At 68.5% G+C, this 12939-nt stretch carries 9 protein-coding genes; 5 read left to right on the top strand and 4 right to left on the bottom strand.

Going from position 1 to position 12939, the window contains the following annotated elements; translation table 11 throughout:
- Positions 1 to 57 precede the first annotated feature (57 nt).
- A complete protein-coding gene (locus AACH10_RS15485) occupies positions 58 to 525 on the bottom strand; it encodes an Lrp/AsnC family transcriptional regulator (protein WP_341411751.1) in 468 nt (155 codons plus the stop codon).
- A 133-nt stretch (positions 526 to 658) separates the two neighbouring features.
- On the opposite strand from AACH10_RS15485, the gene hppD reads away from it, so the two are divergent.
- Both hppD and pncB read left to right on the top strand, forming a co-directional pair.
- A complete protein-coding gene (hppD, locus tag AACH10_RS15480; protein WP_341411352.1) occupies positions 659 to 1747 on the top strand; it encodes a 4-hydroxyphenylpyruvate dioxygenase in 1089 nt (362 codons plus the stop codon).
- Between the two features lie 70 nt (positions 1748 to 1817).
- Positions 1818 to 3011: a nicotinate phosphoribosyltransferase gene (pncB, locus tag AACH10_RS15475; RefSeq protein ID WP_341411351.1), complete on the top strand. Its 1194-nt coding sequence runs from the start codon at positions 1818 to 1820 to the stop codon at positions 3009 to 3011.
- Between the two features lie 34 nt (positions 3012 to 3045).
- Here the strand turns inward: pncB and AACH10_RS15470 are convergent, their stop codons facing one another.
- A complete protein-coding gene (locus tag AACH10_RS15470) occupies positions 3046 to 4929 on the bottom strand; it encodes a potassium transporter Kup (protein WP_341411350.1) in 1884 nt (627 codons plus the stop codon).
- 107 nt (positions 4930 to 5036) lie between these two features.
- A complete protein-coding gene (gene gshA, locus AACH10_RS15465; protein ID WP_341411349.1) occupies positions 5037 to 6338 on the bottom strand; it encodes a glutamate--cysteine ligase in 1302 nt (433 codons plus the stop codon).
- A gap of 232 nt (positions 6339 to 6570) precedes the next feature.
- Here gshA and AACH10_RS15460 point away from each other — a divergent pair, with 232 nt between their 5' ends.
- Positions 6571 to 8961 carry a TonB-dependent receptor gene (locus tag AACH10_RS15460; protein WP_341411348.1) on the top strand — a complete coding sequence of 797 codons (2391 nt, stop codon included), beginning with the start codon at positions 6571 to 6573 and terminating at the stop codon, positions 8959 to 8961.
- Between the two features lie 98 nt (positions 8962 to 9059).
- Here AACH10_RS15460 and AACH10_RS15455 read toward each other — a convergent pair whose 3' ends face one another.
- Positions 9060 to 10175, bottom strand: coding sequence for an adenosine deaminase family protein (locus tag AACH10_RS15455; protein WP_341411347.1), 1116 nt, complete (start codon positions 10173 to 10175; stop codon positions 9060 to 9062).
- Positions 10176 to 10367: 192 nt separating this feature from the next.
- Here AACH10_RS15455 and AACH10_RS15450 point away from each other — a divergent pair, with 192 nt between their 5' ends.
- Both AACH10_RS15450 and AACH10_RS15445 read left to right on the top strand, forming a co-directional pair.
- On the top strand, positions 10368 to 11354 hold the full coding sequence (locus AACH10_RS15450) for a BMP family lipoprotein (RefSeq protein ID WP_341411346.1): 987 nt from the start codon (positions 10368 to 10370) through the stop codon (positions 11352 to 11354).
- Positions 11354 to 12928: an ABC transporter ATP-binding protein gene (locus AACH10_RS15445; RefSeq protein ID WP_341411345.1), complete on the top strand. Its 1575-nt coding sequence runs from the start codon at positions 11354 to 11356 to the stop codon at positions 12926 to 12928. Before AACH10_RS15450 ends, AACH10_RS15445 begins: the two co-directional genes overlap by 1 nt.
- Positions 12929 to 12939 lie beyond the last annotated feature (11 nt).

Raw genomic sequence — 12939 nt, 5'->3', positions numbered from 1 at the left:
CCACCCGCCGAGCGGGTCGCCGGCCGGCTCCGGAGCGGCCGCGCGCTCGGCCGGCTGCTACAGCGGAAGGGCGCCGGTGCACTTGATCTCGTCCAGGCACACGGTCGAGTGCACGGCGCCCACCCCCGGCGCGCGCATCAACGTGCCCATCAGGAAGTCCGACAGGCTCTTCAGATCGCGCGCCACCACCTTGAGCACGTAGTCGGCATCGCCGGTCACGGCGTAGCACTCCTGCACCTGCGGCAGGTCGCCGATCAAGGCCTTGAAGTCGGCGATCTGGCCGACGTGGCCGCGCTCCATCGTCACGTGCACGAAGGCCACCACATGCAGGCCCAGCGCGGCGGGGGCCAGGCGTGCCTCGTAGCGGGCGATCACGCCCGTTTCCTCGAGCCGGCGGTGGCGGCGGTTGCTCTGGGCGGGCGACAGGTGCGCCGCCTCGGACAGTGCCTGCGCCGTGGCGCGGGCATCCTGCTGCAGCTTGCCCAGCAGGCGGCGGTCGATCGCGTCGAGCTCCACTTCGTCCATTGGCATCTCGCATTGTCTTGAATTAGTGCGAAGTTATCGCATGAATGCGGGCGATTGCGACCGCCACACGCGATCTTTTCGCGCGCCATGCTGCCTACAGTGCGCGGATTGATTTCCGTCAGGAGTGACACGCATGGCCGACCTGTTCAACAACCCGATGGGCCTGATGGGCTTCGAGTTCGTGGAGTTCGCCTCCCCCACGCCGGGCGTGCTGGAGCCGCTGTTCGAGCAGATGGGCTTCAGCCTGGTGGCGCGCCACCGCAGCAAGGACGTGCTGCTGTACCGCCAGGGCGACTGCAACTTCATCGTCAACCGCGAGCCGCGCAGCCTGGCGGCCTACTTCGCGGCCGAGCACGGCCCCAGCGCCTGTGGCCTGGCCTTCCGCGTGAAGGACTCGCACAAGGCTTATGCGTTGGCGCTGGAACGCGGCGCGCAGCCGGTGGAGATTCCCACCGGGCCGATGGAGCTGCGCCTGCCGGCGATCAAGGGCATCGGCGGTGCGCCGCTGTACCTGATCGACCGCTATGAAGATGGCAAGAGCATCTACGACATCGACTTCGAGTTCCTGCCTGAGTACCAGGCGCTGGACAGCCGTCACCCGGTCGGCCACGGCTTCAAGATGGTCGACCACCTGACGCACAACGTCTACCGCGGCCGCATGGCGTTCTGGGGCGGCTTCTACGAGCGCATCTTCGGCTTCCGCGAGATCCGCTACTTCGCGATCCAGGGCGAGTACACCGGGCTGACCAGCCGCGCGATGACCGCGCCCGACGGCCTGATCCGCATCCCGCTGAACGAGGAGAGCAGCAAGGGCAGCGGCCAGATCGAGGAGTTCCTGATGCAGTTCAACGGCGAGGGCATCCAGCACATCGCGCTGCAGACCGATGACCTGCAGAAGAGCGTCGACGCGCTGCAGCTGGCCGGCATCCCGCTGATGACCGCGCCCAACGACGTGTACTACGAGATGCTGGACGAGCGCCTGCCCGGCCACGGCCTGCCGGTGCCCGAACTGAAGGCGCGCGGCATCCTGATCGATGGCAGCACCGAAGGGGGCGACAAGCGCCTGCTGCTGCAGATCTTCAGCCAGACACTGCTGGGCCCGGTGTTCTTCGAGTTCATCGAGCGCCGTGCCGACCAGGGCTTCGGCGAGGGCAACTTCAAGGCGCTGTTCGAGAGCCTGGAGCGCGATCAGATCCGGCGCGGTGCCCTCACCACGGCCTGATCTGGGGCCGGCTTCTATACTGGCCGCCGCCTGAGGAAAGCCGCGGCCGGTCTTCGCGCCGGCGCCAGCCATGCAACCCGTCATCAACAGCCTGCTCGAAACCGACCTCTACAAGTTCACGATGTGGCAGGCCATGCTGCATCGGTTTCCGCAGACGCAGGCCGAGTACGTGTTCGTGTGCCGCAATGCGCGCGACTACCCGCTCACGCACCTGATCCCCGAGCTCAACGAGCAGCTCGACCACCTGTGCTCGCTGCGCTTCCGCCGCGAGGAGCTCGACTACCTGGCCGGGCTGCGCTTCATCAAGAGCGACTTCGTCGACTTCCTGCGCATCTTCCAGTTCCAGCGCGACTTCATCCAGGTGCGCGACAACGCCGGCACGCTGGAGATCGTGGCCCGCGGCCCGCAGGTGCATGTGATGGCCTTCGAGATCCATGTGCTGGCCATCGTCAACGAGCTGTATTTCCGCCGGGTGGACCAGGCCGGCGCGCTGGCCGAGGGCCGCCGGCGCCTGACCGAGAAGGTGCGGCTGCTGCGCGCCTTCGCCCAGGAGCCCAAGCGCCGCAACCCCTTCGAGTTCTTCGACTTCGGCGTGCGCCGGCGCTTCTCGGGCGCCTGGCACCGCGAGGTGATCAGCACGCTGGCGCGCGAGGTGCCCGAGTACTTCCGCGGCACCAGCAACGTGAAGCTGGCGCGCGAGCTGGGCCTGGTGCCCATCGGCACCATGGCGCACGAGTTCATGCAGACCTACCAGGCCCTGGGCGTGCGGCTGCGCGACTTCCAGAAGGCGGCGCTGGAAGGCTGGGTGCAGGAGTACCGCGGCGACTTAGGGATCGCGCTCACCGACGTGGTCGGCATGGACGCCTTCCTGGCCGACTTCGACCTGTACTTCGCCAAGCTGTTCGACGGCCTGCGCCACGACTCGGGCGACCCGATCGAGTGGGGCGAGAAGGCCCTGGCCCACTACGCCAAGCTGCGCATCGACGCCAACACCAAGCGCCTGGTGTTCAGTGACGGGCTGACGCTGCCCAAGGCCTTCGAGCTGTACCGCCACTTTGCCGACCGCACGCAGCTGGGCTTCGGCATCGGCACCTACCTCACGAACGACATGGGCCTGCACACCCTGCACATCGTGATGAAGCTGACCCAGTGCAACGGCCAGACCGTGGCCAAGATCAGCGACAGCCCCGGCAAGACGCTGTGCGACGACACCACCTTTCTCGCCTACCTGAGGCAGGTGTTCAACATGCCGGCCGGGGCCTGAGGCAAAGCCGGCGGGCCGAGCGCCGGGTGCCCCATCAGATCTCGACTTTGGCCCCCAGCTCCACGATGCGGTTGGAGGGCAGGTTCAGGAAGTCCGCCGCCGCCGAGGCGTTGCGGTGCATGCCGGCGAACAGCTTCTCGCGCCACATCGCCATGCCCTGGCCGATCGTCGGGATGACGATGTCGCGGCTGAGGAAGTAGCTGGTGTCCATGTCGGGCAGCGGGATGCCGCGGTCTTCCAGCAGGCGCAGCGCCTGCGGCACGTCGGGGTCGTTCTTGAAACCGAAGTGCAGCACCACCTGCCAGCAGTCGTGGCCCAGCGGCTCGATCTCGATGCGCTTGTCGAAGCCGATCCAGGGCACTTCGTGGCTGCGCACCGTGACGAACAGGTTGTACTGGTGCAGCACTTTGTTGTGCTTCAGGTTGTGCAGCAGCGCGTTCGGCGTCATGTCGATGTCGGCCGACAGGAACACGGCCGTGCCGTCCACGCGCGTGGGCGGGCTGACGAACACCGCCTCCAGAAAGCTCTTCAGGTCGATGGCCTCGTCGCGCAGGCGCTCGGCCATCAGCTTGCGGCCCTGCATCCAGGTGAGCATCAGCGTGAACATGCCGATGCCGATGACCAGCGGGAACCAGCCGCCGGCCACCAGCTTGAGCATGTTGCTGGCGAAGAAGGTGATGTCGATGACGAAGAAGAAGCCGGTGGCCAGCACGCAGGGCAGCAGCGGGTACTTCCAGCCGTAGCGGATGACGAAGAAGGTCATCACCGTGGTGATGGTCATGTCCAGCGTCACGGCGATACCGTAGGCCGCGGCCAGGTTCGACGAGGTCTTGAACAGGCCCACCGCCAGCACGATGAACACCCACAGCCCCCAGTTGATGAAGGGCACGTAGATCTGGCCGGTGTCCTTCACCGAGGTGTGGCGGATGGCCATGCGCGGCAGCAGGCCCAGCTGGATGGCCTGCTTGGTGACCGAGAAGGCCGCCGAGATCAGCGCCTGCGAGGCGATCACCGTGGCCGCCGTGGCCAGCACCACCAGCGGCAGCTGGGCCCAGTCGGGCGCCATGTGGAAGAACGGGTTCACCACGGCTTCGGGCTCGCGCAGCAGCATGGCGCCCTGGCCGAAGTAGTTCACCACCAGCGCCGGCATCACGAAGCCGTACCAGGCGATGCGGATCGGCTTCTTGCCGAAGTGCCCCATGTCGGCATACAGCGCCTCGCCACCGGTGACGCACAGCACCACCGCGCCCAGCGCGATGAAGGCCACCAGCGGGTGCGCGGTGAAGAAGCCGACCGCATGCATCGGGTTCAGCGCCACCAGCACGGCCGGGTGGGCCGCCACGTGCGGCAGGCCCAGCGCCACCAGCACGATGAACCACACCAGCGTGATCGGCCCGAAGAACTTGCCGATGCCGCCGGTGCCGAAGCGCTGCACCGAGAACAGCACCGTGATCACCACCAGCGTGATCGGGATCACCCAGGCGTGCAGCGCGGGCGAGACCACCTCCAGGCCTTCCACCGCCGACAGCACCGACACTGCCGGCGTGATCACCCCGTCGCCGTAGAAGATGGCGGTGCCGAACAGGCCCGCGGTCATCAGCACGCTGCGCAGCGCGGGCTTGTCCTTCACCGCGGTGGTGGCCAGCGCCAGCATCGCGATCAGGCCGCCTTCGCCGTTGTTGTCGGCGCGCAGGATCAGCAGCACGTACTTGACCGAGACGATGATGGTCATCGTCCAGAAGATCAGCGACAGCACGCCCAGGATGTTCTCGGGCGTGGCCGGCACATGGCCCGCGTGAAAGACCTCTTTCAGCGCGTACAGCGGGCTGGTACCGATGTCGCCATACACCACACCCAGGGCACCGAGGGTGAGTGCCGCCAGGGCGGCGGGGGTCTTGGGCGCGTGGGCTGAGCTCACGGAAGGTGGCGGACGCGCGAACTGCCACGCCCGAAAGCCAAAACGGCTATTGTGCGCCGCCTGTTGTGCAGTGCGTCAAGCCAGCCGCTGCGCCGCGGCAACACCGGTCAGTCGTAGACCTCGGCGTCGGGGTCGGTCGCTTCGAGCTCGTAGCTGGCGGCCAGCATCGCCAGGCGGCCGATCACGCCGTACATGTAGAAGCGGTTGGGTGCCAGCGCGCCGGGCTTGGCGCCGGGCTTGGGCAGCTGGTGGCTCTCGCTGAAGGCCAGCGGCACGTAGCGCGCGCCGGGCGCCGACAGGTTCTCGTCGATGCCACGCTCGGCGTGCACGCGGTAGAAGCCGCCGACCACGTAGCGGTCGATCATGTAGACCACCGGCTCGGCCACCGCGTCGTTCACGCGCTCGTAGGTGGGCACGCCTTCCTGGATGATGACCTCGGTGACGGCCTCGCCGCCGCGCACCGTGCCCAGGCGCTCGCGCATGCGCGCCAGGCCATCGGCGTCGGCCAGGTCCTTGGCGTCGCGCACGGTCATCAGCCCGGCACCGCCCGAGCCGTTGTCGGCCTTGACGATGACGAAGGGCTTCTCGTTGATGCCGTATTCCTTGTACTTGCGCCGCACCTTGGTGAGCATGGCGTCCACATTGGCCTGCACGCAATCGAGGCCCGAGGCGTCGCCGAAGCTCACCTCGCCGCAGCGGCCGAACATCGGGTTGATCAGCCAGGGGTCCATGCCCAACAGCTTGGCGAACTTCTTGGCCACCTCTTCATAGCTCTCGAAGTGGCGGCTCTTGCGGCGCACGCCCCAGCCGGCATGCAGCGGCGGCAGCAGGTACTGCTCGTGCAGGTTCTCCAGCACCGCCGGCGTGCCGTTGGCCAGGTCGCAGTTCAGCAAGATGGTGCAGGGGTCGAAGTCCTTCAGCCCCAGGCGGCGCGGCGTGCGCAGCAGCGGCTCCAGCGTCAGGCTCTCGCCGTCGGGCAGCGGCAGCGTGGTGGGCGCGGTGACGGCCGGGTCCAGCGAGCCCAGGCGCACGTTCAGGCCCGCCTGCGTGAACACCTGCACCAGGCACTGCAGGTTGGCGCGGTAGAAGCTGGAGCCGGTGTCGTTGTCGGGTACCAGCAGCAGGTTCTTGGCCTCGGGGCAGATCTTCTCGATGGCCGCCATCGCCGCCTGCACCGCCAGCGGCAGCATCTCGGGCGTCAGGTGGTTGAAGCTGCTGGGGAACAGTTCGGTGTCCACCGGCGCCAGCTTGAAGCCGGCGTTGCGCAGGTCCACCGAGCAGTAGAACGGCGGCGTGTGCTCCATCCATTCGAGCCGGAACCAGCGTTCGATGGCGGGCATCGAGTCGAGGATGCGCGCCTCCAGCTCGTTGATCGGGCCGGTGAGTGCGGTGATGAGGTGCGGAACCATGGTGGGCTCGACGTGGGGGTGGGGTCGACCCATTCTAGAGAGCCGACCCGAACCTCCCCCTGGTGTGGGTGGATGCCTGACCAAACGATCAGGTTCTGGCATCCAACTTGCTGGCTTACATATCGTTGTAAATCGGCAACTTGATCCATACGGATCATCCAGCTGTCAAAGCTCGCCCCAAGAATTGGCGGTTTCGCCGATCTCATCCCGTTCTGTCCGGAGAGTCCTGAACATGCATCACCGTTCCTTCTTCCGTGCCACCCCGGTGGCCCGCGCGCTGGCCGTCCTGCTGGCGGGCGCCGCCGCTTCGGCCTTCGCGCAGCAGGCCACCAATGAAGCCGACCAGCCGCGCGCCAAGGACGACAACGTGCGCATCGGCACGGTGGTCATCACCGGCCAGGGCGACCGCCTGGGCGCCGGCCAGATGCTCAAGGAAGACGTCGCCAAGGCCCGCAGCACGGTGACCAAGGCCGCCACGGAGAAGGACCGCGCCACGGGCAACCCGTACCAGGCGCTGGCCATGCTGCCCAGCATCAACACCTTCAACCACGACGCCACCGGCCTGTTCGGCGGCGGCCTGTCGGTGCGCGGCTTCAACAGCGACCAGCTGGGCTTCACGATCAACGGCGTGCCGGTCAATGACTCGGGCAACTTCGCGGTCTACCCGCAGGAGTACATCGACCAGGAGAACGTCTGCACGATGAGCGTGGCGCAGGGCAGCCCCGACTCCGAGTCGCCGCACGCCGGCGCCACCGGCGGCAACGTCAGCATCAGCACCTGCGACCCCGAGGACAAGCGCCGCGTGCGCGTGGCCCAGACCGTGGGTGGCCTGAACCTCAGCCGCACCTTCGTGCGCGTGGACAGCGGCCGCTTCGCCGACGGTCGCGCCAAGGTGTTCGTGAGCCTGTCGCACTCGCAGGCTGACAAGTGGAAGGGCGAGGGCCAGGCCAAGCGTGACCACCTGGATGCCGCGTTCCGCTTCGACATCAACCAGGACAACGTGATCCTGGGCTCGCTGGTCTACAACCGCGCGGTCAACAACAACTTCTACAACATGACGCTCGCGGAGTTGAACTCCAAGGGCTACTACTACGACTACAGCACCACCTTCAAGCCGCGCGTCGCCGGCGTGAACGGCACGGCCCAGGTCGAGAGCGCGCAGTCGGCGCCCATCTACTACGGCGTGGCGCTGAACCCGTTCGAGAACGCCATCGTGTCGGTGTCGGGCTCGTTCAAGGTGGCCAAGGACACCTACCTGAAGGTGCAGCCCTACCTGTGGTACGGCTTCGGCAACGGCGGCTGGTCCGACCGCGCCGTGTCCGAGGCCACCGGCCTGAGCGGCGGCGCCGTCGACATCAACGGTGACGGCGACACGCTGGACACCGTGCGCGTGGGCCGCGCCAGCGTCACCCGCACGCACCGTCCCGGCGTCACCGCCGAGCTCAACACCACCTGGGGCGACCACGCGCTGAAGTTCGGCCTGTGGTACGAGCGCGCCGACCACCGCCAGACCCAGCCGATCACCCAGCTCAATGCCGATGGCTCGCCCGCCGACATCTGGCTGCGTGACTGCATCAAGCGCAGCACCGGCGTGTGCTACCAGGGCCGTGACTGGGACACCATCAGCACCGCCTACCAGGCCTACGTCAGCGACAACATGACGTTCATGGGCGACCGCGGCCTGCTGACCCTGTCGGTCCGCACCCCGCATGTCACCCGCGACGTGACCAGCGCCCAGAGCGAAGGCCAGACCCTGGCCACCTACCGCATCCAGCGTGACTACAACGAGGTGCTGCCGCAGGCCGGCGTGCGCTTCAACCTGGACAAGCAGCAGCAGGTCTTCGCCAACATCGCCAAGAACTTCAAGGCGCCGCCCAACTTCGCCTTCACCGGCAGCAATGTGCGCCTGGTCAACGGCGTGATCACGCCGTACGTCGAGATCAAGCCCGAGACCTCGGTGATGCTGGACGTGGGCTACCGCCTGCAGACCAACCTGGGTTCGCTGTCGGCCACGGTGTTCAACGCCGACTTCAAGAACCGCCAGGCCACCGCCACCGACCAGGCCACGCTGGTGTCCACCTACACCAATGCCGGCGCCACCAACAACCGTGGTCTGGAGCTCGAGGCCGGCTCGGCACCGTTCTTCGGCGGCTTCACGGTCTACGGTTCGCTGACGCTGCAAAAGAGCAAGCTGAAGGACGACCTGCAGGCCTCGACCGCCGTCAAGCTGCCCACCAGCGGCAAGCAGATGACGCTGACGCCCGAGACCATGGTGGCGGCCGCGCTGCAGTACGCCGCCGGCCCGTACTACGCGCGCCTGAAGCTCAAGCACACCGGCAAGCAGTACGCCACGCTGATGAACGACGAGGAAACTCCGGCCTACACCACCGGCGACCTCGACTTCGGCTACAAGTTCGCCGACATGGGCATCGTCAAGAGCCCGACGCTGCGCCTGAACATCAGCAACATCGGCAACACCAAGTACCGCAACCCGAGCTCGGGCACCGGCAACAACGCCGTGACCTACACCTCGACGGCCGGTACCGTGGCGGGCACGGCGCCCACCTACTACCTGGGCGCCCCGCGTCTGGTGACGCTGAGCCTGAGCGCCGACTTCCAGTAAGCGCAGCGACGCGGGGCTGCGGCCCCGCCGGACTGACTGGCTGCCATGGCGCCCCGACGGCGCACCGCCCAAGTGCGGTGCGCCGTTTTTCATGGCGATCAGGCAGCCGGTGTGGGGCGTGCGGGTGCCAGGCGCTCCAGCTCGGCCCATGCATCCAGCTGGCGCAGGGCCTCGGCGCGGGCGGCTTCGGGCAGGAAGGACGCCACCGCCGCATCCCGGCCCATGTGCACCAGATCGCCCCAGCCGAGGCCGGCGCGCACCAGGTTGGCGGCCTCGCCGGCATGGTCGATGCGCGACATCAGCTTGTTGTCGGTGTGGAAGGACAGCGACACCCCCGCCTGCCACAGCCGGTGGATGGGGTGCAGTGCCAGCGACGCGGCGGCACCGGTGTGCACATTGCTGGTGGGGCAGATCTCGAGGTGGATGCCATGCGACTTCACCTCGGCCAGCACCTGGCCGGCGCCGGGGTCGTCCAGCAGGTCGGCCAGGCGCACGCCGTGGCCGATGCGGCTGGCGCCCAGGCGCGCGGCCTCCAGCACGCGGGCACCGGCATCGGCCTCGCCGGCGTGCAGCGTCAGGCCCAGGCCGGCCCCGCGCACGCGCGCCAGCAAGGCGGCATGGCGGCTGGCGGGCCAGCCGGCCTCGGGGCCGGCCAGGTCGAAGCCGATCACGCGCGCCGCGCCGGGGCGGCCGGGCCGGTGGTGGAAGCGCAGCGCCAGTTCGGCAGCGCGGGCGATCTGTTCGTCGCTCTCGTGGCGCATGGCGCAGACGATCAGGCCGCTGGGCAGCGGGCTGCGCGACAGGCCGTCGAGCATGGCCTCCACCGCGGCGTCGCCGCTGACGCCATGCGGTTCGAACAGCAGCGGCGCGATGCGGAACTCGGCCAGCACGCAGCCCTCGGCGCGTGCGTCCTCGGCCGCCTCGAAGGCCACGCGGGCCAGGCCCTCGGGCGTGGCCATGGCCGCCACCGTGAGCGCGAAGCCGCGCAGGTACTCCACCAACGAGCCGGCATGCGCGCGGGCGTCGAACCAGGCGGCCAGCGTGTCCACGTCCTCGGCCGGCGCGGCGATGCCGCGCTGGTGCAGCAGGTCCAGCAGCGTGGCCACGCGCAGGCCGCCGTCCAGGTGCTCGTGCAGCAGCACCTTGGGCAGGCGCCGGGCCTGGCGCAGCAGCGCGTCGTCGTCGAGGGGCGGGCGGGCGTCGGGCAGGCTCATCGCGCGATGCTACCCGCGGCCCTGGCGGCCGGGGCCGATGTCCCTGGGCCGGCCGGTTCCGCACGCCGGCACTGCGCCGGCCCCTGCCTGCGGGGCCTGGGTGGCGGTTTGGATGGCATGTACGGAGTCCAAGTCGGCGTGAGTCTTGCTATCCTGCCCGCCACGTCAAGCAACCCCGGGGACCATCCCAACATGAACACCTCGCTGCGCACCCGCCTCGCCCTGGCCGCCACCCTGGCCCTGGGCGCCAACGTCGCCCACGCCGACCCGGCCGTGATCTACGACATGGGCGGCAAGTTCGACAAGAGCTTCAACGAAGCGGCCTACAACGGCGCCGAGCGCTGGAAGAAGGAAGCCGGCGGCAAGGGTTATCTCGACTTCGAGATCAGCAACGAGGCCCAGCGCGAGCAGGCCATGCGCCGCATGGCCGACAAGGGCGCCAACCCGATCGTCGGCGTGGGCTTCGCCCAGGCCAGCACGGTGGAGAAGGTGGCCAAGGAGTTCGGCAAGCAGCAGTTCGCCATCATCGACTCGGTGGTCAAGCTGCCCAACGTCGAATCGGTGGTGTTCAAGGAGCACGAAGGCTCGTTCCTGGTCGGCATGATGGCCGCGCTGGCCAGCAAGAGCGGCAAGGTGGGCTTCGTCGGCGGCATGGACATCCCGCTGATCCGCAAGTTCCAGTGCGGCTACGAGCAGGGCGCCAAGTACGCCAACCCCAAGGTGGAAGTGACCAGCAACATGACCGGCACCACGCCGGCCGCGTGGAACGACCCCACCCGTGGCGGTGAACTGGCCAAGGCGCAGTTCGCCAAGGGCGTGGACGTGGTGTTCGCTGCCGCCGGCGGCACCGGCGTGGGCGTGTACCAGGCCGCCAAGGACGGTGGCAAGCTGGCCATCGGCGTGGACAGCAACCAGAACCACCTGCACCCCGGCGTGATGCTGACCAGCATGGTCAAGCGCGTGGACGTGGCCGTCTACAACCTGTTCAAGAAGACCAACCCGGGTCAGCTCACCGTGCTGGGCCTGAAGGAAGGCGGCGTGGACTACGCGCTGGACAAGCACAACGAGAAGCTGGTGTCCGCCGACATGAAGAAGAAGGTCGACGCGGCCAAGGCCGACATCATTGCCGGCAAGATCAAGGTCGCGGACTACATGGCGGACAACAGCTGCAAGTACTGATGAGCGCAACCTCTGCCGGAGGGTTGCCTCCGGCCGTGCAGATGCGCGGCATCTGCAAGCGCTTTGGCGCGGTGCAGGCCAACCGGGACGTGAACCTCACGGTGGCCGCCGGCACGGCGCATGGCATCGTGGGCGAGAACGGCGCGGGCAAGTCCACGCTGATGTCCATCCTCTACGGCTTCTACCAGGCCGAGGCGGGCAGCATCGCCATCGAGGGCCGCGAGGTGCAGATCCCCGGCTCGCGCGAGGCCATTGCGCTGGGCATCGGCATGGTGCACCAGCACTTCATGCTGGTGGAGCCGCTGAGCGCGCTCGACAACATCATGCTGGGCGCCGAACCCGACTGGCGCCTGGGCGCGGCCCGCGCCGTGGTGCGCGAGAAGCTCGAGGCGCTGATGCGCGACACCGGCCTGCAGGTGCGGCTGGATCTGGCGGTGGAAGAGCTGCCGGTGGGCGAGCGCCAGCGCCTGGAAATCCTGAAGGCGCTGTACCGCGGCGCGCGCATCCTGATCCTGGACGAGCCCACCGCCGTGCTCACGCCGCAGGAGACCGAACAACTCTTCGTCACGCTGCGCCGGCTGCGTGCCCAGGGCACCACGCTGCTGCTGATCACGCACAAGCTCAAGGAAATCATGGCGCTGTGCGATGCCGTCACCGTGATGCGCCAGGGCGCCGTGGTGCTGGACACGCCGATTGCCGACACCTCGCTGGATGCGCTGGCCGAGGCCATGGTGGGCCGCCGCGTCAACCTGGGCCGCGATGCCGGTGCCGCAGCGCGCGCGCCCGGCGCCACGCTGCTGGCGGTGCAAGGCCTGCGCTGGGCCGACGAGATGGGCGTGCCGCGTCTGGCCGACGTGTCGCTCGACCTCAAGGCCGGCGAGATCGTCGGCATCGCCGGCGTGTCGGGCAATGGCCAGACCGAGCTGCTGGCGGCGCTGTCGGGCATGCTGGCGCCGCAGGCCGGGCAGATCACGCTGGGCGGCGAACGCTTCGACGCGCCCGGCCGCTGGCTGGACCCGACCGCCGCACGGCGCCTGAAGCTGGCCCATGTGCCCGAAGACCGCCACCGTTGCGGCATGGTGCTGAAGATGAGCGCCTGGGAAAGCGCGGTGCTGGGCTACCACCGGCTCAAGCGCTTCGTCGGCGCCGGAGGCTGGATGAAGCAGCGCGCCATGCGCGAGGCCACCGCCCAGTGGATGGAGGCCTACGACGTGCGGCCGCGCAACGCGCTGCTGCAGTCGTCGAAGTTCTCCGGTGGCAACCAGCAGAAGCTGGTGCTGGCGCGCGAGGCGCTGGCGCCCGAGACGCCACCGCAGGTGCTGCTGGTGGGCCAGCCCACGCGCGGCGTGGACATCGGCGCCATCGAGTTCATCCACGGCCGCCTGCGCGCCATGCGCGATGCCGGTGGCGCGGTGCTGGTGGTCAGCAGCGAGCTCGACGAGATCCTGGCCCTGGCCGACCGCGTGCTGGTGATGGACCGCGGCCGCATCGCCGGCGAACTGGCCATCGAGGACTGCACCGAGGCCGCGCTGGGCCGGCTGATGGCCGGCGCCACCGCGCGGGAGGCGGCGTGAGCGCTCCCGCA

The organism is Pseudaquabacterium inlustre (genome assembly GCF_038066595.1).
GTDB classification, from domain to species: Bacteria; Pseudomonadota; Gammaproteobacteria; order Burkholderiales; family Burkholderiaceae_C; genus Pseudaquabacterium; species Pseudaquabacterium inlustre.
This window is presented reverse-complemented; position numbering and strand designations above follow the sequence as displayed.